We start from the raw sequence: 22384 nt of genomic DNA, 5'->3' as shown, positions 1-22384 counted from the left end.
TACTACTTATTGTCTTCGTTCCAGCTTAGCCAGTTTCTCCTTCTCCTTAACAATATCCAGTTTCAATTTATTGATTTTGTTATTCAGTTCCATTTCATCGACTGGAGAGAGCTTTCCCTTGCTCTTGCCTTTGCTCAACTTATTTTGCAATTTTAAGATTTTAGCCTCTCCTTTATCAATTGCTTTTCTTTTTGAGGCAATCGATTTGGCTAGTTTCGCACTCTTTTTCGCTTCCTTTTCGGCTTTCTTTTGTGCTTTTTCAGCCTTTTTAAGTTCTTTTTCGTTTTTTTCGATTTCCTTTTGCTTCTTTTTTGCCTCCTTGAGTTCTTTTTCCTGTTTTTCTTGCTCCTCTTTGGCGACTTCAACTGGATTTTTGGCAGATTCAACTTCTTGAGCATACCCCATGAAGCTAAAGAGCAATAGTGTTGCGATAGTATATATTATGTTTTTCATAGTTTCCTGCTACTGGGCTATTAGGACATCCAATATATGAAATTATACCGATTTTGTGGGTTTGGGGTCGAAGTTGGTTCGCCTCGCCTATTGCTCGCTTTTGACTATTTTTGCAGGAAAATCGACCGTATGCTATCAACCGAGCCCATTATTGCCCTAGCAACACCTTCCGGTACAGGTGCGATTGCGGTCATCCGTATTTCCGGAAAGGGAGTCATCGCGGTGGTCGCCCACTTTTTCAGATCGGTTCGGGGAAAGCGGTTGTCGCAGCAAAAAAGCCATACCGTTCATCTCGGCCATATCGTTGATGGCGCGCGAATCGTAGACGAGGTATTGGTATCGCTTTTTAAGGGTCCCCATTCCTATACTGGTGAGGACGTCGTTGAAATTTCCTGTCACGGTTCTCCCTATATTCAACAACAGATCATTCAGTTGTTTTTAAGAAACGGCTGTCGATCGGCGGATGCCGGGGAGTTTACCCTCCGTGCCTTTTTGAACGGAAAACTGGATTTAAGTCAGGCAGAGGCGGTAGCCGACCTAATAGCGTCCGACAACGAAGCGAGCCATCAAATCGCTATGCAGCAAATGCGGGGCGGTTTTAGCGATGAAATCAAAAGATTGCGCGAGGAATTACTGAATTTCGCCTCTCTCATTGAATTGGAGCTGGATTTCTCCGAGGAGGATGTAGTATTTGCCGATAGAGAGCAGTTCAAAAGCCTATTGACGAAAATCCAGAATGTCCTAAAACGCTTGATCGATTCTTTTTCAGTAGGTAATGTCATCAAAAATGGAATCCCGGTTGCCATTGTAGGCGAGCCCAACGTTGGTAAATCAACCTTGTTAAACGCTTTATTGAATGAAGATCGGGCCTTGGTATCGGAAATAGCAGGAACCACCCGCGACACGATAGAGGACGAAATAAGTATCGGAGGTATTGGCTTTCGGTTCATCGATACCGCGGGTATTAGGGATACCGAGGATGTGGTCGAAGGCATGGGTATCCGAAGAACTTTTGAGAAAATTGAAAAGGCACAGGTGGTCGTCTATTTAATCGATGCAACCGGATTTAAGGAAAACGGGGCTAGCCTCAAGATAGAAATCGAAAAAATTAGGAATAAATATCCACAAACGCACCTTGTCGTGGTCGCCAATAAAATGGATGCCCTTTCGTCGGAAGAAACGAATCACCTTCGGGAGCAACTTCCAAATGCGTTACTACTCGCTGCCAAGAAAGGAACCGGGGTAGAAGACCTGCAGGAAAAGCTACTAGAATTCGTGAATACCGGAGCTTTGCGGAACAACGAGACCATCGTTACCAATGCCAGGCATTACGATGCCCTTTTGAAGGCTGTGGAAGAAGTCGAAAAGGTGCAATCGGGATTGGCTGAAGGAGTTTCAGGGGATTTGTTGGCCATCGACATTCGGCAGGCGCTGTACCATTTTGGCGAAATCACCGGTGAAATCTCATCTGACGACCTGTTGGGAAATATCTTTGCCAATTTCTGCATCGGGAAATAACTTCTGTGAATTCATTTTGCGATAAATCAATGGTTTATTTAGCCAATTTTCCCGTCTCTTCTTTTAAGTAGTTACCTTTTTTCATGGCTTTTGCCTTGTAAGCGCTCCCCAAGTCGGGTTTTTTCAAAAGAGGGCAAAATCCTGGGATAATCATGGCTATTGGGAGAACGGTGGAATTATCGTAAATTCAAATACCTATAAAACGAATCCAATATGAGACACCGTCACATAGTTCATCTGTGTATCCTGGCCTTGATGATGGCCTGTAATTCAAGCACCAAACAGAAGGAAAGAGAGAAGACCCTTGCGGAAAAAAACATCCCAAAAGTGGTCACCGCCGATATAGAGGAAGGTATTAAAGCCAATATTGCCAAAAAGGTAGAAGAAGGTGGCGGATATTTCAATATGGATGCCGACGGAAAGGAACTGCGGCTACAGTTGGTACGCGTTCATACCGAATACCTTTCAAATTTGGGGCCTCGCCGCCATTTTGCCTGTGTTGACCTAGCCGATGTAAGCGGTGATGTTTATGATGTGGATTTTTTCTTGGATGGGGACCCCGGCACCATGACCGTTACTGAAACGACCCTTCATAAATTGAATGGCAAACCTTTCTATACCTGGAAACAACGCAAGAACAAAACCTGGTATCGGGTGCCTGTACAAAATGCAACCAATGATTTACTCGGAGTGGTAGAAGGAGAAGACCGCTTTGAATTCTATTACGAAGTAACCCTCCCTGAAATGAAGGAATCGGCAAAAATATGGATTCCTGTTCCACAAAGCGATCGATTTCAAACGGTTGAATTGTCAGACCTTAGCGCTCCGGTGGAACACCAAATGCTAAAAGAAAAGAAGTACGGCAATTCCATCGTATATATGGAGCTTTCCCCCGAGCATAGCGGAGAAAAGATGAAACTTGTTTATAATGTGACAAGACAGGAGAAAAAACCCTATGAAGAAAATTCATCCCCTACGAACTATCTAAATGCCAGTTTACTGATGCCTGTGGGTGACCGATTTCAGATACTCGCCGATTCCATTATCGGCAACAGACGTAACGAAGGTACCATCATGCAGGCCAGGGCATTATACGATTATGTGATCGACAATATGCGTTATATCAAGGCGGGCAAATATGGAACAGGGGATGCCGTCTATGCGTGCGATGCACTTACGGGAAATTGCACCGAGTTCCATTCCCTATTTATCTCGCTGGCTCGATCTGCCGGAATACCTTCACGATTTGCCGTTGGTGCTTCAATCCCTTCGGACAGGAACGAAGGGGGCATCGATGGTTATCACTGTTGGGCAGAATTTTTCGCCGAGGGGAAATGGTGGCCGGTCGATATCAGCGAGGCCAATAAGTACACGGCACTTGCCACGTATTATTTTGGCCGTCATCCGGCCAATCGTATCGAATTTAGCCGGGGACGGGACCTTCAGATAGCACCTGGACCCCATTCAGGATCGATTAACTTTTTGGCGTACCCGGTTATGGAAATAGGAAATGCCCCCGCATTTCCTAAAACATTTTTTTCGTTTCGTAGGAAAAGCGACCAGGAAACCTCCAAAGATTTGGCGGATTTACCCTGATATGGAATCCTTGGGATGCTCCTCCCCTTCCGGGTGTTCTTCTCCCTCGGGATGTTCCCCACCTTCAGGATGCTCTTCCCCGGTAGCCCCTTCCTCTGTAGGATGTTCTTCACCTTCGGGATGCTCGCTCTGTTCTTCCGTACTTTCTTGCTTCTTTTCCCTGCAGGAGCTTAAGGATCCGGCTGCTATAAAGCCAAACAAGAGCATTACCAAAACAACGTGTTTGAGTTCTTTTAATCGGCGCATGATATATATGCTTTAAGGATTAATAAATGAATTAGCTAGGGGAACCATTGGAACCACTTAAAGATACCGAATTTTACCCGAACTCCTTTATTCGGGCCAAAGTCACTTCAAAAAAAGAAGATGATAACGATTGAATCCCATCCACAAAAAGCGCAAAGGTCTTGGTCATTTCCATAGTGGCCAACAGCCATTTGGAGCCATTCACCTTTCGTTTTTTTTGGAAACCTATCTAGTATATCAGCCAAAAATGCCTATATAAAAGGCTCGGCAAACCGCTCAAAATGGCAGGTATATCCATTGGGGTTGCGTACCAGATAGTCTTGATGCTCCGGTTCTGCAGGCCAAAACGCTGTGTAAGGTTCCAAAGTGGTTACAACCTTGCCTTCCCATTTATTGGAATCCTCGACGATTTGAATTATTTCCTGTGCTGTTTTCTTTTCTTCCTCGTTCCGAAAAAATATAGCGGAACGATAGCTACTGCCAATATCATTTCCTTGCCGATTCATGGTGGTAGGATTGTGGATACGGAAGAAATAATCTAAAATTTCCCTAAAAGAGGTCACTTCGGAATCATAGGTCAATTCGATACCCTCGGCGTGTCCGGGATGGTTACGGTACGTCGGGTAATCATTCTCCCCGCCGATATATCCTACCTCTGTATCCAGAATTCCCGGACGGACACGAAACAAATCTTCCATTCCCCAAAAACAACCTCCCGCGATGTATGCTTTCTTTGTATTCATATAGTTCTCAATCTATTTTAAGTTGTACGTTCCTTAGAAAAGTAACCACCTTTTCCTTACTCATTTCACACGGTTTCAAAAGTCCCCCTGATGCGGTACAATAGTAGTTGAGACTGATAAAATCGGAACCGCCCAACTCTTTGCCATACACTTTGAATGATTTTCCGCCATTGAAAATCTCCTTGGTGATGCCATAGCTCCTGTTGCGGTATGTTCCTTCCGAATAACCTTCCGGCAACTTTGAAATCGCTTTAAAAACCATACTTGCTTTATCCAATAGTCCGCTACTTCCTTCTTCCATTACAGCTTAGGAACTACAGGACAACCTCGAGCATCCTACCTTATGTCGTGCCCATTCAGGACGCTTGGCATACCACTTATGTTGCTCGGGTTGTTCTTCATAAGGTCGTTTGAGTAAATCGAAAAGTTCATTCAATACGGAATAATCTCCCTCGTCGGCCGCATCAATCGCTAATTGTGCCATATAATTCCGTAAAACGTACTTGGGATTTACAAGATTCATGTGTTTCGATCGATCGGCATCATTTTTTTTCTCCTTTTGTAAGCGATCCATGTATTTGGAAAACCATACCTGCCATTGGGTTTTCAGCTCTCCCTTGATTTCATCCGGCATGTAGAAGGCTTCCTCCACTAATTTTAACCCGTCTGAACCACCATTCCTTTTAATTTTGGCAAGTTGCCTAAAAAAGATGGTCATATCTGTTTCAGAACGCTGCAACACCTTCTCTAGTTCCTCTACCAAGATTTTGTCGCCCAAATCGATTTCAGTGAGCCCAAGTTTGGATTTCATCATATTTAGATAAGCCATCTCCACTTCCTCCTGATACTCCTTTAAGATGTCTTGCAAATGGCTCGCCTCCCCAATTAAGGGATAAAGTGCATTGGCCAATTGCAACAAATTCCAAAGAACTATTTGTGGTTGTGCGCCATATCGATAGCGTTTGTTAGTGCTATCGGTGGTGTTGGGAGTCCACCCATGGTCATAGCCCTCCAACCAGCCATAGGGTCCGTAATCGATGGTCAATCCCAAAATAGACATATTATCGGTATTCATCACCCCGTGTACAAAGCCTACCCGCTGCCAGTGGATTACCATCGTCATACTTCGAATAGCTATTTCCTTGAAAAGCCTCAGATAAACTCCTTTTGATGGGGTTCCCAAATGCGAATAATGGTGTCTGATGGTAAAGTCAACCAAAGTTTTGAGCGTTTTCACATCCTTTTGGGCCGCCAATATTTCAAAATTTCCAAAACGGATAAAAGACGGAGCTACCCGACATACGATTGCACCCTTTTCATAAGCGGGATTACCGTCGTACATGACATCACGTAAGACTCGATCTCCGGTTAGGACCAATGACAAGGCCCTGGTCGTGGGTATGCCCAGGTGAAACATGGCCTCACTGCAGAGATATTCACGAATGGAGGAGCGAAGCACTGCCAGTCCGTCCGCGGTCCTGGAATAAGGGGTCTCCCCTGCCCCTTTTAATTGTAACATCCAATTTTTACCCTTATGCTCCACTTCGGCAAGATTAATGGCACGGCCATCGCCAAGTTGCCCGGCCCAATGGCCAAATTGGTGCCCGCCATAACACATAGCATATGGATTTGTGTTTGGCAATACCTTAGTTCCTGAAAAAATCTCCAAAAACCCTTGTGATTCAAAAGATTGCCCAAGGCCAATGGCCTCTACCATTTCGGGTGAATAATGGATTAAGGAGGGATTGGATGGCTTTTTAGGGACCACATACGAAAAACAGGCATGTCGGACCTGTCGCCTAGCGTTTCCCAATTCGGGGTCCGCCGGAAGTTCCATGTTGAATGTATCCTTTATATTGAGTTTCAAGGTCAAAATCTGTTCCATTTCTATGGAGTGCAAAGATAGTTAAGAACTACCTTTATTCTCTTGCAAAGCATTGTCAATAAATTGACCATTTATAGAACTGGATGATCGAACGGCTTCAACGAGCCTTTTACAAACCACCTAGGCACACACAACATATATGTTCACCCAAAACGCCTTTATTGCATTGCCGTGCTAGATTACATGGACCAAAAGCTACATTTTTCACCCTACCTATTCAAAACAAAATGCTTTGAAAGAAATTAGACTTTCTACTAAGAATAATACTATTTTTGACGGTCAGAATTGAAAACCATGTTCCACATTTTCAGTAAAAAAAGATTTCTAGTAGACCTGCTCAATGGGTTTGTGGATATACACAACCATATTCTCCCAGGTATCGATGACGGAGCCAAAAATACCACGGAATCGATTGCACTTATAAAAGGATTCGAAGAATTTGGGGTTCAAGATTTTGTTGCCACCCCCCATATTATGCAAAATTATTATCCAAACAACCAGCATACTATTGCCGAGTCGTTGCTAAAATTAAAAAACGAATTGCTCAAAAATGACTTGACCAATGTGGCAATTAATGCGGCGGCCGAACATATGATCGATGCAAATTTTGAGACAATTCTAGAAAAGGGCGAAATCATTCCCATAAAGAAGAATTACCTGTTAATCGAAATGTCTTACTTACAGCCTTCGATCAATTTTGATAGCGCCATACAAAAAATAGCTTCGGAACGTTACTTCCCTATTTTAGCCCATCCCGAACGATATGTGTATCTTAAAAGTGGTTCCAAGAAATACAGAAAATATAAAAAACAGGGTTTATTATTTCAATTAAACCTCTTGTCACTTGGGGAATACTATGGGAAAGAAGTGCAAAGAAAAGCGCTCAAACTTATCGACGAGGGATTAATCGATTTCTTGGCTTCGGATGTGCATAATCCGAATCAGTTAAAAAATTTAAAGGAATTAAAAATTGGCTCTAAAACCGCCATATCTTTGATTCCCTTAATTGAAAAAACGATTTATAATTTTTATTAACCTAAAATCGCCACCATTTTTTTGTGGATTTTCCGTAGCCATAACCGTATTTACCGCCATACCCCAAATTAGACTCTTTGACATCGTTTACAACAAAAGAAAGACCTTTCAATTTACCTTCCCTTTTGAGTTTCATTGGGAAGTCAATTACTTTTGTCTCTGTCATTCCAGCTCTTGTCACATAGATTATATGATCGGCATAATCACTTATGAGTAACGTATCGGTTACTACCATCAGGGGTGCCGTATCAACTATGACGTAATCATATTTAAGCGACATTTCTGTCAGAAGGTCTTTCATCCTATCGCTCATCAACAGCTCTGAGGGATTTGGTGGAATCTTCCCGGAATAGATTACGTCTATTGTGTTGGTATATGCCAACATTGGATTAATGATGTCCTTTGAGGTCAGTGAATCGTCGTAAAGGAACTCCGTAAGTCCTGAATCTTTGTTACGTCCGGTTTTGCCCAACTTATCGACATCTTTACTCGAAAAGAAGGTATACAACTTTGGATTTCTTATGTCAGCTCCTATCAAAATGACTTTTTTATCGGTATTTGCGAAAATCATTGCCAGATTAGAGGACAAAAACGTTTTTCCTTCCCCAGGCACACTGGAGGTTACGTAAATCACATTATTTTTCCCACCATGTTTCGACTTTATAAGATAGTCTAGATTGGTTCTTAGTATTCTGAGTGATTCACCAAGAACCGAACGGTCTTCCTTCCGTACAAGGGTTTGATCCTTTTTGCCCAGTCTTGGCAATTCTGCAAGTACGGGAATATCGGTTAACATCTTTTCCAACCCGACCTTGTTATGTATTTTGTTATCCAGTAAATCATTTCCGTAAATAAGGGAGAACGGCACTAATAATCCCAATATCAAAGAAGCAAGCAAAATTAATGGCTTTTTAGGAGTTACCGGCGCACTACCGACCAAATAAGCATTGTCAACAATTTTTGATTTCGCGGGACTTGAGGCTGCTGATATCTGAGATTCCTCTCTCTTTTGAAGCAGGTAAAGATACAGGGCCTCCGTAGTTTCCTGTTGTCTTGTAATATTCCGTAACTCCCTCTGATTTTTAGGGGCTGAATAAATCGTTCCCTGTATTCTCCCCATCTGATTTTGAAGGGTACCTACATTCATTCCAACGTTTCTCTCCATTGCCGTTAAACTGGACTGCATCGTAGACCTTAAACCATCTAATTGTTGGTCTAAGTTAACAATCATCGGGTTCTTCTCGTCAGCACTCTTTAGCAACCGTTTCCTTTCAGCTACAAGTTGGTTATACTTAGCGGTTGTTTCCGTGATGGTCCCACTCCCGACATCGACTACAGGCATTTCCTCATAACCGCTTTCCTGATTTACGTATTCCTTCATACCACGGACCATTTGTAATTGTACGCGAGCGTTCTCCAACTGCTGTCTACTTGCGGCACTCACCTGAACCGCGGCACCCACTTCAAGTCCGCCACCGGTCATTCCCTTTTCTGTGAGCAGCTCCTGTGCATCCTCATCCACAGCGGTAAGAGTCCCGGATATCAATTCAATACGGTCATTGATAAATTCCGAAGTCTTATCTGCAACAGCCCTTTTATCTTCAATTGCATTTTTATTATACGTACGTATCAACGCGTCTATGATATCGACCGCCTTCTTTTTTACGGCATCGTTTAGCGTAATATCCATGATATTCGAGAACTCCTGTGCCGGTGTAACAACAATTTTCCTTTGATACATCTCAGCAATGACAAAAAGTGGTTTTACCACTACCTTTATCCTTTGTCCTTTATACCTATTAAAAAACGGAAGATTGGGAGTGATAATAATATCACCAATATCCGTTGTGACACTTTTACCAAAAGAATATATCTTTACGGGTGCATCGGCCTCCATGCTGAGCCCAAATGTGGTATCTGATGACAACTCCAGATAGAATTCTGCACTGGACCTATCGATAATCGAATCATTGGATATGAAGTTGATTTTGATGGGCCGGTTGGTATAGATTTCGGAGTCTTTGACGTTTCCCAAGGCAATCACCTGAACATTAAGGCCCAAATCCTTTACCACTTGAATAAAGTTGGATCGGGAATTCAAGATTTCAATCTCGTCCTCCACCTTGTTTTTACCACCTCCTATTAAACTAAGATCTTGAAAAGCGGATAATTCTGTGGAAGAGGTTTTATCCTCTAGAATTTGAATTTTCGCCTTCGCAGCATATTCAGGGGTAGCGTACCGTATGTAAACGAAGGCGAACATCAAAGCGATGATGACCGATAACACAAACCATTTCCAATGTTTCGTGTACGTACTTAAGATCTCTTTTAAATCTACATTATTGGCAGAAAAGTCACGTGCGTCAGTATTCATTCAGGGATTTTTTTGATGATGTGAACTTAAAGATAAAACGCCATTAGTTCCTGGTTATTATCAGCACAGTGGAAGTAATAAGTACCGAACCTATTGAAACCCAAATCGAAGCCCTGTTGTCAAGTGCCGAGGAGGTAATTGCCGATTTATTGGGCTCTACATAAACAATGTCGTTTTGGGTCAAGTAGTAAACCGGGGAATTTAACGCCTCCTTTTTTGTCAAATCAATTCGGTTATACACCTTTGTTCCATTGAAATCACGAATGACCAAAACATTATCCCTCTTTCCTTTAATAGTTAGGTCGTTTGCCAGACCCAAAGCTTCCATAACAGTAATCTGTTCTCCCAAAACCGGGTAGGTTCCCGGTCGATTTACCTGACCTAAGACGGTAACCGTAAAGTTCTTCAACCTTATATTGATAATAGGGTCTACCAAGTATTCCGAGAGCTTTTCCTTTAATAGAACTTTGGTTTCTTCCGGTGACAGGCCTACAACCTTGATTGCTCCTATGACAGGAAAATCAATCTCCCCATTTTTATCGATGATATAATCTACTTGCTCGGGTCGTATGCCTCCCTCTTCTGCACCTTTAAAAAGATTAAAAGGTAGGCTTGCCTGAGGATCTAAGGTGGAAACATGGATGCTTATAACGTCATCGATTTTAAATTTATTGGTATGTGTGTTACCACTACGTATGGTCTCGTAATCACTGGCATCTTGAAAATAAACGATGTCTTTTTTTGAAGCACAGGAAGATAACACCATTACAAAAAGCAACAAAAGGATATACGTAACGGAGGAAAGCTTATATTTCATAATGATATGTTAGGGTAAAATTTAGAGTGCAAGATTACTAAAAAATTATGATCCGACCACCTTTAAGGAAGCCTTATCGCCGACCTTGGTCTGTTCCTTTATATCTAGACTGCAGAACTCCGAATTTTTTGAGACAAATTCTGGAACAATAACTTTCATCAGCTTTACGGTATTTTCGCTAAAAAACATGTTTGTAATACAAAGCTCGTCGATTTTGGAACGTACGTCTGCGTAATCGAGTTCCCTGACCTTACTGATCTTAATTTTCTTATGATACGTCGGCAAGGTGTTCTCTCCATTAGCCAATAATTCCTCGTATAATTTCTCCCCAGGTCTTAAACCCGTAATCTTTATATCAATGTCGTCTGGATAGTTCAGGCCGGACAGTTTGATCATATTCTTGGCCAAATCGAATATTTTAATCGATTCGCCCATATCGAAAATAAATATTTCCCCGCCTTCGCCCATGGCACCGGCTTCCAACACTAGTTGCGAAGCTTCCGGAATCGTCATGAAATATCTTGTAACCTCTTTATGGGTAAGGGTCAATGGCCCTCCCTTTTCGATTTGTTTTCTAAACAGTGGAATCACCGACCCATTTGAACCAAGAACATTTCCGAATCTGGTGGTAATAAACTTGGTCTTTTTCTGTTGCTCCATACAACTGATATACATTTCTGCAATTCGCTTGCTCGCTCCCATCACATTGGTCGGGTTGACCGCTTTATCAGTGGATACAAATACAAACTTCTCTACCATATGATTTACCGATAAATCGGCGACAGTTTTAGTACCCGCTACATTGACTTTTATCGCTTCATAAGAGTTATGCTCCATCAAAGGAACGTGTTTATAAGCGGCCGCATGGAAAACAATATTGGGCTTATGGTCCTGAAAAATAGCGTTTAACCGGTTCTTATCCCTTATATCCGCTACTAACGGTATAAAATTATGAAAGCCATTCTGTTTTAGTTCCTGCTGTAAATCGTATAATGCCGATTCTGCTTGGTCGACAATAATAAGACCCTTATAGTCATAACTGCAAATCTGTCTTACAATCTCGCTTCCTATGGATCCCGCACCCCCAGTAACCAGAATTACCTTGTTTTTCAACTGCATTTCAATCTTCTCGTTCTTGATGTTTATTGGGGCTCGGTCAAGTAAGTCTTCAATTTGAACCTGTTTTATTTGGGAAGCTCTTAGTTCGCCATTGATCCAATCCTCCACTGGAGGCACAATCTTTACCTGTACATCAAACTCAACCATCCCCTCGACCAGTACTCTCAATTTTTTAGGGTCGATATTTTGAATCGAAAAGATTATTTCCGAGATGTTGTGCTTTTTTATAAAATCGCCGGTAATAGCGTCCTTGTGAAAAACATTGACCCCATTAATTTTCTTTCCCGCCTTTTGGCTATCGCCATCCATATAACCAACGACCCTTGATCGGTTCTTTGAGTGGTTTGTGAGGGCATTGTGCGTCAAGATTCCGGATTCACCTGCACCGTAAATCAACACGTTTTTATTCACCTTAAGCTTTTGATTCAACTGATTTTCATAAATCGCCTTGAAAACATAACGTGATGCCGTAAGAACGATAAAGGCTAGCAGACTGTGAATAACGATGATACCGAGGAAGATTGTGAAGTTTTCGAAAAAACCGAACTCTTTGTTGATCAAAACCACGGTGATCATTAAAATACTGGAAAGGCAGATTGCATTAAAAATATTATAGACGTCGCGAACACCTGTATGTCGGACCACCCCCTTGTAAGATCCAACGATTAGAAAAGAAATTAAGGAAATTACCGCCACTACCGGCAACTGTACATACAGTTTTTCCACATCGAAATTGAACGATAGGTTAAACCTGATGAAATAGGACAAAAAGAAGGCGATACAGGCCGATACCACATCTATGGCCAATACAAGCCATTTTGATGCATATCTACTAGCATTATGGGAAATGTATTTTTGTATCATGAAACGGTTTTTATGATGATATCGGTTATTCTTTTCAATATCTGTTCCGTCAAATCAGAACCACTGGGAAGACACAGCCCACGTTCGAACAAGTTCTCCGAAACCCCGTTGACGTAGCTTTTATAGTTTTCAAAAACCGGTTGCAGGTGCATGGGTTTCCAAAGTGGTCGGCATTCGATATTTTCTTCACTGAGAGAGTTTCTAATGGCTTCTCTCATCTCAAATGATTCGGCCAATATACATGTCAACCATCTGTTTGAGAAAAACCCAACCGGCTCCTCCAAAAACTGCAAACAGTCAAGGTGCTGTAAGCAATCCTTGTAAATTTGATGGTTTTTTCTTCGAGCGAGTACCCTATCTTCCAGCACTTCCATCTGCCCTCTTCCAATACCGGCGAGTACATTGCTCATTCGGTAGTTATGACCTATAACCGAATGTTGATAATGCGGTGCTTTATCCCTGGCCTGCGTGGCCAAAAAGATGGCTCTTTCCTTAATTTCCGAACTCTTGGTAACCAACGCACCTCCCCCGGAAGTGGTAATAATCTTGTTCCCATTAAAGGAAAGGACGCCAATATCTCCAAAGGAACCACATTTGACCCCGTGGTACATGCTCCCTAAAGCCTCTGCACTGTCCTCCAGAATGGGGATATCATATTTTTGGGAAATATTTTTGATTTCTTGAACCTTATACGGCATTCCATAAAGATGTACGGCAATGATTGCCTTTGGCTTTTTACCATTCGATATAGCCTCTTTTATCGCTTCCTCCAAAAGTGTCGGAGAAATATTCCAGGTATCACTCTCACTATCGACAAATACCGGGTCGGCTCCCAGATATTTTATTGGATTCGCGGAGGCCGAAAAGGTAAAACTTTGACATAGCACCAAATCTCCTTTGCCCACATTTAATAGCTTAAGGCCCAAATGAATTGCAGCGGTACCTGAACTAAGCGCAGCGGTATAGACGTTTTCTCCTAAAAAGTCTGCCAATCTTTGTTCGAAACCGGTCACATTTGGACCTAAAGGTGCAATCCAGTTGGTTTTGAATGCCTCTTGGACATAGTGAAGCTCGGTACCCCCCATATGGGGCGCCGACAACCAGATTTTAACTTTACCAATGGTTTTTGTGTCCAAAAGTCTCTAGATTTAAGAGGAAATATCGAGTAAAAATAAACATACTTTCCTCGGAACAAATAGAAAACCTATATATTTCGTTTAACATTGAAAAATCTCGGTAAACTACCAAAATACCCCTATCTGACGATTATATTTGCACTTCTTTCTTGAACTTCACAAGGCCTTCATACTCAATTCTTTCCCAAACAGGCCTCCAATGCATTTTTTTGGAAGCAGAACTTGATTACTCCGTATCGTTTGCTCGACAGTATTTTTTAATCCTTTTGCTAAAATTTTCAACTTTAACTTGTTGGGCTAAATGCCCGCCATAATCTTATTTGGGGGGGGGCTCAAAATCTATAAACTTTATGCCCTAATTTACAAAAATTTGGCAATCAACAGAGACCATGGCTCAAAAATGAAATATTTCAGGCTTATACAACAAAAGCTTTGCTGAAAATACGATTATTATTTTGCAAGCAGACTGACTTAAATCACTTCTATAAACTGACGTAGATCATTTTTCGGAATTGAATACCGACCTACCTTTAGTTTTATTCAGATCGTCGTTTTATGGAGTACCTTTATCCCCTCATCAAATCAACGTTGAAACCATTTAACGCACAAAAAAATAGTTCACTGTTACACAGGATAAGCCGTCAAGGAATGGGCTGTTACTTTGATTGCTTGGTCACAAACAGGGGCGTATCCAGCAGCCCTCATTTTGTTAAAAACGACGATAAAATTTATTAATAATTAGTAATGTAAAGAGTAGTCCCTCAGTAGATTAAGTGCAATTCGATATGCCGAATTAATCTTGATCGAATGTAGGGTAAATTAAATTTCAACTGTTATTAGTCGAGTAATTGCTTGTTTTTAACGTTTTATTACGCATTTATCTGCTTTACACCATAATTTTGAATTTATAATGATAACCCCATTGACGCTATGAAAATAAATTACACACTCTTAAAAGTTCGGTTTCCCTTATTAATCTTCTTATTTGCCCTGAATGTAGGGGCGCAAAATCCAGGACAGGTTGGACAATGGAGCGAAACCATTCCTTTTGGCATTGTTCCCGTTGCTGCAGCAAATCTTCCTGATGGTCGTTTGATCACTTGGTCAGCTAAGTATAGGGACACCTATACCGAGACGGAAGATGGAATGACCTATACCGAATTATTCGATCCGTTTATGGGCGCCTCAGGACAGGCCCTGGGGCATACCACATCCAATACCGATCATGATATGTTCTGCCCCGGGATCAACAATTTACCGGATGGCAGAATTTTAGCGGCAGGTGGTACCAGCAGTGAGCGAACGAGTATCTACGATCCGAACACAGGTCTATGGAGCGTAGCAGCAGATATGAACATTCGTCGAGGTTACCAGGGAAACACTACCCTTGCAGATGGTTCGGTATTTACCTTGGGAGGGTCTTGGAGTGAGAGTACCACCATAAATGGTAACAAAGATGCCGAGTTATGGTCTCCCGAAACGGGATGGATCTTACTTCCAGGGATAAAGGGTGAGGATATTTGGGTGCAAAACGACTTGAATACCGAACTGCGGGGGTTGTACAGAATAGATAACCATTTGTGGTTGTGGCCGGCCCCTGATGGAAGGATCTTTCACGCTGGCCCCAGTGAACAAATGAACTGGATAGATGTTTCTAATGGAGGTTCAATAACCCCTGCCGGTCAAAGGGGCAATGATACCTACTCTATGAAAGGGAATACGGTAATGTTCGACATCGGTAGAATACTGAAGACAGGTGGCGCACAATCGTATGATAGTGATCATCCCGGTAAAGACAATGCTTACATCATCGACATTAATACCTCAACGGCCCAGGTTACACCGGTAGGCGACCTTAATTTCGAGCGCACCATGCATAACAGCACCGTTTTGCCAAATGGCCAAGTGTTGATAACGGGAGGTATAGACCATGCGGAAGTATTTTCCGATAATGGAGCGCAACTTACCGCGGAGTTGTTCGACCCGGACACCAATACTTTTGTTCCGGTAGCGGATATGGACACTCCGAGAACGTATCACAGCGTTGCCATATTACTGATCGATGGCCGTGTTTTTGTTGGTGGTGGGGGGCTTTGCGATATTACCCCAGGTTGTGTGAACCATCCGAATGCCGAAATCTATAGCCCACCCTATCTATTCACATCGGGGGGTGCCTTGGCTACAAGACCAACGATTGGTACTGCGCCAGACGAAGCCGATTATAATTCCAATATATCTGTTACTGGAAGCGCTACCATCAGCGAATTCGTCCTGATTCGGTCATCAGCGGTCACACATAGCACCAACAACGAACAAAGAAGAATTCCTGTTACCCATACCGGTAGTGCCGGCAACTATACCGTTGCCATACCGGATAGAAACCTTTTGCCACCTGGTTATTATATGTTGTTTGCCTTGGATACCAATGGCGTTCCAAGTATAGCCAGATCAATCAGGATTGGAAATGCCATTCCTCTTGAAGACAACCCTAATCTTGTTTTACATCTCGAGTTCGAAGAGACATCGGGTTCAACGGCATTTGACAGTTCCAATAATGGTAATGATGCCACTATTTTCGACGTAGACGATAACGCGGCAACCAAGGTGCCAAGTACCGATAACTGGACCCCAGATGGTCTTTTTGGGGGTGCGGTTGAGATGGACGGTTTCGAATTTCAGAGCAATACCATTGTCGATGTGCCCTATGACTCATCATTCGATGCCATAGACGAATCTATCACGGTCATGGCCTGGGTCAATAGAAACGATATTCAATACAATGTGGGCATATTGGCCCACGACTACCCCTCCTTATTTTTTGGATTTCACAATAGTTTGTATAAATGGGCATTTCAAACCTCTTCCGGAGTTGTGGATTGCTATTCGGGCTATTCCCCTGCAAATCAGTGGGTACATATTGCTGCCACTTATGATGGAGATACCGCTAAACTTTATGCAAATGGTGTTGAAATCTGTACTGAACAGGTCACAGGAAGCATTAACCTTGACCCAAGCACACCCAATTTTTCCTCCTTTACATCGTCTGGTTTTTATGAATTTAGAGATCCGGCCACCAACAGCACTTTGATAAACAACAATTATAACGAAAGTGGTGTCACCGATGAGATCAATGGTAAAATTGATGAACTAAAAGTATATAATAAAGCTTTAGGACCCGAGGAAATAAAGACATTTTACGAATTGGGTGTGGGACTTCCCGGTGTGGAAAGCTGCCCCCCGGGCACCATAACGGCCGAATTTAAGCTGGGAGACGGTAACTGGATAGCAGGTAATAATATCAATGCCCCAGAAGGTGTCGAAGTCTATATAAGGGCGCAAACCACTGGTGAATATTTTGCTACCACTTTTGAAATTGACGGAAACACTTTTAGCTCGGTCACCGATTTTACCCAAACTACCGGGTATCAAATAGATACAGGTACAAAAAATGGTGACAATAATGGTCTGGTATCTTCCGCCGATGCAGGCCAATATGTGCTAACTACTGCTAATGGCTGTAGCACCGTGATTAACCTCAATGTTACCGGAAACTGTGACCCAGGTGACACCCAGGTCAGTGCAGAGTGGTCACTGGATGGCGGCACTACTTGGAATAGTGGGGCTGAAGGCGAGAGTGTTTCAATAACCGCAACGGCGGGTGACGATGTTCGACTCAGCCTGTTACCCAATAACATTGGAGGTAATCCCGGGAATGCGTTATTAAGATTTGATGTAATTCTACCTAACGGGTCACGCGAGACTGATTTGACCAATTTGATTTTAGACGGAATCGCCCTTGATCAAGCTGGGGTATATATTCTCGAGTCGGAAGAAGGATGTTCCGTTGCTATTGACTTAGCGGTAGAAGCTATAGTATGTGACGGGACCAACATCCGGGCCGAATGGTCATTGGATGGGGGTTTGACCTATATTGAAGCTCCGGACGAGCAGCCCGTTACCGTTGAGGCAACAACGGGCGATGAAGTGCTTCTTACCATGGTGCCCAACCAAATTGACTTTACAATTACCTATGAGGGTAATATTGTCTATTCTGGCGAGTTCGATTACAATTTGGGAACGGTCAGTCCATTGAACAATGGAGACTATATCATCAACTCTGCCCAAGGCTGCTCCACGACTATTACATTGAATGTGACCGATCCAGTCTGTGACGCCAGCAACATCAGGGCCGAATGGTCCTTGGATGGTGGACAAACCTATATCGAGGCACCGGACGAACAGCCCGTTACCGTTGAGGCGACAACGGGCGATGAAGTGCTCCTCACCATGATGCCCAACGAAATCGATTTTACAATTACTTATGAAGGTAACGTCGTGTATTCGGGAGAGTTTGATTATAACTTGGGAACTGTAAGTCCTGCCAATAACGGGGACTACATCATAACCTCATCTCAGGGTTGTTCCACTACGATTACGTTGAACGTAACCGATCCCCTGTGTGATGCTAGCACCATTAGGGCGGAATGGTCTTTGGATGGCGGACAAACCTATATCGAGGCGCCAGACGAACAAAGTCTCATAGTAACGGCCTATACCGGTGATGACGTCCTTATCAGCATGGTACCCAACCAAATAGATTTTAGCGTAACCTATGAGGGTAATATCGTTTATTCGGGGGAATTTGACTATGACCTTGGCGTTGTTGGCCCCACCAATAGTGGAGATTACATTATTACCTCCGCCCAGGGCTGCTCCACTACGATTACTTTAAACGTCAGCGACCTTCAATGTGACGCTTCGAATATCAGGGCGGAGTGGTCATTAGATGGCGGACAGAGTTATATCGAAGCCCCTGACGAACAACCCGTTACCGTTAATGCCCTGACCGGAGACGATGTGCTTTTGAGTATGGTCCCCAATGGCACTAATTTCACCATCTCTTATAATGGAAATGAGGTGTATGCGGGTGAGTTCGACTACAATCTTGGAATGGTGGGCCCAGCCGATAGTGGAAATTATCTTATCACGACCGAACGGGGTTGTACCACCACCATCACCTTGAATGTTACCGACCCGGATTGTAATGCTTCAAATCTTATGGCCGAATGGTCCTTGGATGGTGGTCAGAGTTATCTTTCGGCCCCGGATGAACAACCGATTACCGTGATTGCCGATACTGGGGATGCAGTACTTATAAGCATGCTCCCAAACGGACTTGACTTTTCGGTCACCTATGAGGGAAATGAGGTGTATAGCGGAGAGAGGGATTATGTGCTGGGGGTCGTAGACTTTTCAAATAGCGGCGATTATATTATTACTACCGAACAGAACTGTAGTACTACGCTTACGCTCAAGGTCAATTGTCCTAGCGGGCCTTTCACTCCGGAGTATATTGTTGATTCGAATCCTGGAAGTGGTGAAGAAACAATTACGATTACAGAAGGGTCGTCAGTACAATTAGGCATTGTTGAAAATAACGTCAATTTTACAATTACGCAGCCTGGTGGCGCAACCAGTAATGGTGATTTGGACCTAGGAAGTATTAGCATGGCGCAAGCTGGTCTTTATACCTTTACCTCCGAGGAAGGCTGTACCGAATTTTTGGAGATTTCTGTGGAAGAAAATCCATGTACCTCCGATAATTTCACAGTGGAATACACGGTAGACGGTACGGCCGGATCTGGGGATTCGGAAATTACCGTTGAAGAGGGGGCTATGGTCACCTTAGGGATTGTACAAACAGGGATTGATTTTTCGATAGAACCTCCAGGAGGCACGCCAAACGATGGGGTCTTAACAATCGAGAGTATTTCCGTTGCACAGGGTGGTGTATATATATTTCGTTCAAATAGTGGTTGCGAGACCACATTGAGGGTAACAGTAGATGAAATAAATCAGCCATGCCCGACCGGATTTACGCCGGTATACACGATTGACGGAGTTAGTTCCAATGGTGCTGAAACTATAACAGTATCGGAAGGTACGTCCGTGTCACTGGGAATTCTGGAGAACGGTATCGATTTTTCGATAACACAACCAGATACTACCGTCATTAACGGGATTCTAGATCTTGGCACTATTACCATGGATCAAGCAGGCGATTATACGTTTACTTCGGTTGATGGTTGCTCGGCCCAACTTACAATCAATGTGGAAGCGGGTAATCCCAATCCGGATGCGGTTTTGAAGGACATTGTTATTTACCCGAATCCTGTGAGGGATGGTAATATAACTTTTGTTCTAAACGACTTCATGAACGAAACCATCTTTATAAGTTTCTATAATATTTACGGAAAACTGGCGCTTAGGAACATGGTGCCATCAGATCATGAAGAAGAGGTTCGGTTCGATATTGGCACATTGAGCAGCGGAACCTATATTGTAAATATATCCAGAAGTAAAAATGGGGAGAGTACTATTAAAAAGGTGATCAAATTAAGATAGCGATTGCTGTATCCAAAAAAAGAGGCCGTCCAAAATTAGTCGGACGACCTCTTTTTTTTTTTCGTAAAACTACTCAATCAAAATCCACTTGGTTTAAGAAATCTTCCAAATTGGTGTAGCCATCGTCGTTTCGATCTTCGTTCCCGTCGTCAGGATTGTTCGGGTCTAGTCCGACAGATTTTTCCCATTCATTAGACATACCATCTTTATCACTATCCAACTCTTCTGAGGAGACGGTTGGAATTTGCGGGTAAGAGCCATTGCTTGCCAACGATCCGTTACCGGCATTATAGCTATCAATTATTCTAGTGTCTACAGCGTCTCTTCTTGGAAAACTGGCGCCTACCACGTTCAAAAGATTTGCCTCCAATTGGTTAGCAGGAATTGCTGCTGCAGCCGTTCCGGAATCGGAGAAAGCAGATGATTTTAGATAGTTACTTAGATTTCCACTGTATTCCGATTGCCCTGAAATTTGAATATTTCCGGTTATGAATGCATATGTTTCCCCGGCCTCCCCAGTACCATCAGATTCACCGTGTACGGAAACGGAGCCACGGGAATCCACTTGATTCGAAGCCTTATATTTATTGTTGATTGCAGAAAATTTTGATCCTAAACTCACGTTTGTGCGCCATTTACCACCGTACACCAAATTATTAATCATTTCAAAATCCAATGCATTTGATACCGGATGATTCGCTCGTATATTTCTTTCGGAATTTAAAGCAAACAAATTACCGAAGTAGGTTATATTTGAAGTACCCTTATAATTTAACGCACCATAGCCGCTTTCCGAAATAATCGAATTTTGAAGAGTAACATTTTTAATAGTTGAACCGGAAAATCCTCCGACCAAAGCAAAATTCTCGTCGCGCGCCCAGCTGATACTGCAATGGTCAATGATTATATTCTGTAAGTTATCCCCGTTATAAGCTGAAATATTTATTCCATCTTCGTTACTGCCATTGGTACCACTACCGGGTCTTATCCTTAAGTAGCGTACAATCACATTGGATGCACTTATCCTTAACTCTGCTCCTTTGATAAGTATTCCTTCCCCAGGGGCTGTTTGACCTGCGATAGTCACATTACCAGAGCCTTGTGGAATATCCAGATAAGAACTACAATTGATTGTTCCACCCACCCGAAAAACTATAGTTCGTGTGCCGGTCATTTTTAAAGCTTCTCTCAAGCTTCCTGCTCCACGGTCATTAAGATTGGTTACCTCTACAACATAACCGCCACGCCCACCTGTGGTATTCTTTCCAAAACCATAAGCTGATGGAAAAGCTTTGAGTTCGCCATAGTCAATGATCTCCACAGTAACCGTTCCCTCCTCCACAGTGACCGTTTCATCTTCGTTAACGACCTCGGTGGTATAGGTGAATGTATCGGTAGTTTCTTCCGTCGTATCCGTAGTATCTTCAGGGGTATCGGTAGTATCGTCGGATGTATCGGTTGTATCCGTAGTATCTGCAGTCGTATCGTTCTCATCAGGTGGATTGGGTGTATAGGTAATCGTTTTGTCTTCATTAATTTCAACGGTGCCATTGGCTGGTTCCGAAACCCCGATAATTTTAACATTGGCCTCATCGGAAAAGGTATCGTTCTCTAGTACGTCCACCGTAATACTGGTTTCTGGGGTTGTGGAAAACCGATCATCCACTACAAAAGTTTTGAAAACGAGATCTGGCTGTAACTCTGTTGATACATAATCAGAAAGTAAATCAGAGTCTTTTGTACAAGAAATACTTACAAAAAAGACAAAAAAATAGAGCATAACAACAGGGGAGGGGGATTTGATGTTCATAGTAGGTTAAGATTTTAAATGTGTAAGATTTGGGTTAACAAAAATATTAATAATTTTAAATTTACCGGTAAAAACCTGTTTTTTTCGTTGAACTGCAACCGAAATGAGTTTTTTGAATACAAACAGTGGTACGTAATGGTTTCCTTTTTTGGACGTCACAAACTCAAAAATTCGTTGAAGTGCACTTTTTCTTAACATTTTTTAACATAATCGGGACATCCAAACTAGCGCATTCGTCAATTCTTCAAACAAATTTCTACCCATCAAAAACAAGATGGTGGAGGTTTGTTTGGTTGGACCTCTTAAGTCTCCAAAGGCCTTGATGTAAATGTTTGAATAAAAACGATTCAATTAGTGTATTTGGAAATGTAAAATTGGATATT

At 42.6% G+C, this 22384-nt stretch carries 15 protein-coding genes; 4 read left to right on the top strand and 11 right to left on the bottom strand.

Going from position 1 to position 22384, the window contains the following annotated elements; translation table 11 throughout:
• Window positions 1-6: 6 nt before the first annotated feature.
• Window positions 7-453, bottom strand: a complete 447-nt coding sequence (locus tag FK220_RS19550; protein WP_166205014.1) for a hypothetical protein — start codon at window positions 451-453, stop codon at window positions 7-9.
• A 129-nt stretch (window positions 454-582) separates the two neighbouring features.
• On the opposite strand from FK220_RS19550, the gene mnmE reads away from it, so the two are divergent.
• Window positions 583-1971: a tRNA uridine-5-carboxymethylaminomethyl(34) synthesis GTPase MnmE gene (mnmE, locus tag FK220_RS19545; protein ID WP_152576051.1), complete on the top strand. Its 1389-nt coding sequence runs from the start codon at window positions 583-585 to the stop codon at window positions 1969-1971.
• Window positions 1972-2184: 213 nt separating this feature from the next.
• Window positions 2185-3567: a transglutaminase-like domain-containing protein gene (locus FK220_RS19540; protein WP_152576050.1), complete on the top strand. Its 1383-nt coding sequence runs from the start codon at window positions 2185-2187 to the stop codon at window positions 3565-3567.
• Here FK220_RS19540 and FK220_RS19535 read toward each other — a convergent pair.
• From FK220_RS19535 to FK220_RS19520, 5 genes are all read right to left on the bottom strand, one after another.
• On the bottom strand, window positions 3559-3813 hold the full coding sequence (locus tag FK220_RS19535; protein ID WP_152576049.1) for a hypothetical protein: 255 nt from the start codon (window positions 3811-3813) through the stop codon (window positions 3559-3561). The two genes, FK220_RS19540 and FK220_RS19535, sit on opposite strands and share 9 nt — an antisense overlap.
• Before the next feature lie 73 nt (window positions 3814-3886).
• The gene (locus FK220_RS20225; RefSeq protein WP_262887917.1) at window positions 3887-4018 is read right to left on the bottom strand and encodes a hypothetical protein; all 132 of its coding nucleotides are present in this window, start codon (window positions 4016-4018) and stop codon (window positions 3887-3889) included.
• Between the two features lie 46 nt (window positions 4019-4064).
• Window positions 4065-4556 carry a peptide-methionine (S)-S-oxide reductase MsrA gene (gene msrA, locus FK220_RS19530; RefSeq protein WP_152576048.1) on the bottom strand — a complete coding sequence of 164 codons (492 nt, stop codon included), beginning with the start codon at window positions 4554-4556 and terminating at the stop codon, window positions 4065-4067.
• Window positions 4557-4563: 7 nt separating this feature from the next.
• A complete protein-coding gene (locus tag FK220_RS19525; RefSeq protein WP_238719124.1) occupies window positions 4564-4857 on the bottom strand; it encodes a peptide methionine sulfoxide reductase in 294 nt (97 codons plus the stop codon).
• Window positions 4858-4863: 6 nt separating this feature from the next.
• Window positions 4864-6441, bottom strand: coding sequence for a protein adenylyltransferase SelO (locus tag FK220_RS19520; RefSeq protein WP_238719123.1), 1578 nt, complete (start codon window positions 6439-6441; stop codon window positions 4864-4866).
• Between the two features lie 294 nt (window positions 6442-6735).
• Here FK220_RS19520 and FK220_RS19515 point away from each other — a divergent pair, with 294 nt between their 5' ends.
• Entirely contained in the window at window positions 6736-7476 is a 741-nt protein-coding gene (locus FK220_RS19515) for a tyrosine-protein phosphatase (protein ID WP_152576047.1), read from the top strand.
• 1 nt (window position 7477) lies between these two features.
• Here FK220_RS19515 and FK220_RS19510 read toward each other — a convergent pair whose 3' ends face one another.
• The 4 genes from FK220_RS19510 to FK220_RS19495 are packed head-to-tail and all read right to left on the bottom strand — an operon-like array spanning window position 7478 to window position 13735.
• Window positions 7478-9850, bottom strand: a complete 2373-nt coding sequence (locus FK220_RS19510) for a GumC family protein (RefSeq protein ID WP_152576046.1) — start codon at window positions 9848-9850, stop codon at window positions 7478-7480.
• 43 nt (window positions 9851-9893) lie between these two features.
• Window positions 9894-10667, bottom strand: a complete 774-nt coding sequence (locus tag FK220_RS19505; RefSeq protein WP_152576045.1) for a polysaccharide biosynthesis/export family protein — start codon at window positions 10665-10667, stop codon at window positions 9894-9896.
• 45 nt (window positions 10668-10712) lie between these two features.
• Complete coding sequence (locus tag FK220_RS19500; RefSeq protein WP_152576044.1) at window positions 10713-12650, bottom strand: polysaccharide biosynthesis protein; 1938 nt, start codon at window positions 12648-12650, stop codon at window positions 10713-10715.
• Entirely contained in the window at window positions 12647-13735 is a 1089-nt protein-coding gene (locus FK220_RS19495; RefSeq protein WP_152576085.1) for a DegT/DnrJ/EryC1/StrS family aminotransferase, read from the bottom strand. Before FK220_RS19495 ends, FK220_RS19500 begins: the two co-directional genes overlap by 4 nt.
• A 981-nt stretch (window positions 13736-14716) precedes the next feature.
• Here FK220_RS19495 and FK220_RS19490 point away from each other — a divergent pair.
• A complete protein-coding gene (locus FK220_RS19490; protein ID WP_152576043.1) occupies window positions 14717-20191 on the top strand; it encodes a galactose oxidase-like domain-containing protein in 5475 nt (1824 codons plus the stop codon).
• A gap of 73 nt (window positions 20192-20264) precedes the next feature.
• Here FK220_RS19490 and FK220_RS19485 read toward each other — a convergent pair whose 3' ends face one another.
• Entirely contained in the window at window positions 20265-22001 is a 1737-nt protein-coding gene (locus FK220_RS19485) for an Ig-like domain-containing protein (protein WP_152576042.1), read from the bottom strand.
• Between the last annotated feature and the right edge of the window lie 383 nt (window positions 22002-22384).

The sequence above is a fragment of the Pelagihabitans pacificus genome, from assembly GCF_009371985.2.
Lineage (GTDB): Bacteria > Bacteroidota > Bacteroidia > Flavobacteriales > Flavobacteriaceae > Pelagihabitans > Pelagihabitans pacificus.
The sequence above is the reverse complement of the archived record's forward strand: the minus strand, read 5'-3'. Positions and strand labels throughout refer to the sequence as shown.

Bases quoted from the DNA above. Each gene is read 5' to 3' on its own strand.
- msrA (WP_152576048.1), bottom strand. From the start codon at position 4,556: ATGAATACAAAGAAAGCATACATCGCGGGAGGTTGTTTTTGGGGAATG.
- mnmE (WP_152576051.1), top strand. From the start codon at position 583: ATGCTATCAACCGAGCCCATTATTGCCCTAGCAACACCTTCCGGTACA.
- FK220_RS19510 (WP_152576046.1), bottom strand. From the start codon at position 9,850: ATGAATACTGACGCACGTGACTTTTCTGCCAATAATGTAGATTTAAAA.
- FK220_RS19485 (WP_152576042.1), bottom strand. From the start codon at position 22,001: ATGAACATCAAATCCCCCTCCCCTGTTGTTATGCTCTATTTTTTTGTC.
- FK220_RS19525 (WP_238719124.1), bottom strand. From the start codon at position 4,857: ATGGAAGAAGGAAGTAGCGGACTATTGGATAAAGCAAGTATGGTTTTT.
- FK220_RS19515 (WP_152576047.1), top strand. From the start codon at position 6,736: ATGTTCCACATTTTCAGTAAAAAAAGATTTCTAGTAGACCTGCTCAAT.
- FK220_RS19540 (WP_152576050.1), top strand. From the start codon at position 2,185: ATGAGACACCGTCACATAGTTCATCTGTGTATCCTGGCCTTGATGATG.
- FK220_RS19500 (WP_152576044.1), bottom strand. From the start codon at position 12,650: ATGATACAAAAATACATTTCCCATAATGCTAGTAGATATGCATCAAAA.
- FK220_RS19520 (WP_238719123.1), bottom strand. From the start codon at position 6,441: ATGGAACAGATTTTGACCTTGAAACTCAATATAAAGGATACATTCAAC.
- FK220_RS19505 (WP_152576045.1), bottom strand. From the start codon at position 10,667: ATGAAATATAAGCTTTCCTCCGTTACGTATATCCTTTTGTTGCTTTTT.
- FK220_RS19535 (WP_152576049.1), bottom strand. From the start codon at position 3,813: ATGCGCCGATTAAAAGAACTCAAACACGTTGTTTTGGTAATGCTCTTG.
- FK220_RS19490 (WP_152576043.1), top strand. From the start codon at position 14,717: ATGAAAATAAATTACACACTCTTAAAAGTTCGGTTTCCCTTATTAATC.
- FK220_RS19495 (WP_152576085.1), bottom strand. From the start codon at position 13,735: ATGGGGGGTACCGAGCTTCACTATGTCCAAGAGGCATTCAAAACCAAC.
- FK220_RS19550 (WP_166205014.1), bottom strand. From the start codon at position 453: ATGAAAAACATAATATATACTATCGCAACACTATTGCTCTTTAGCTTC.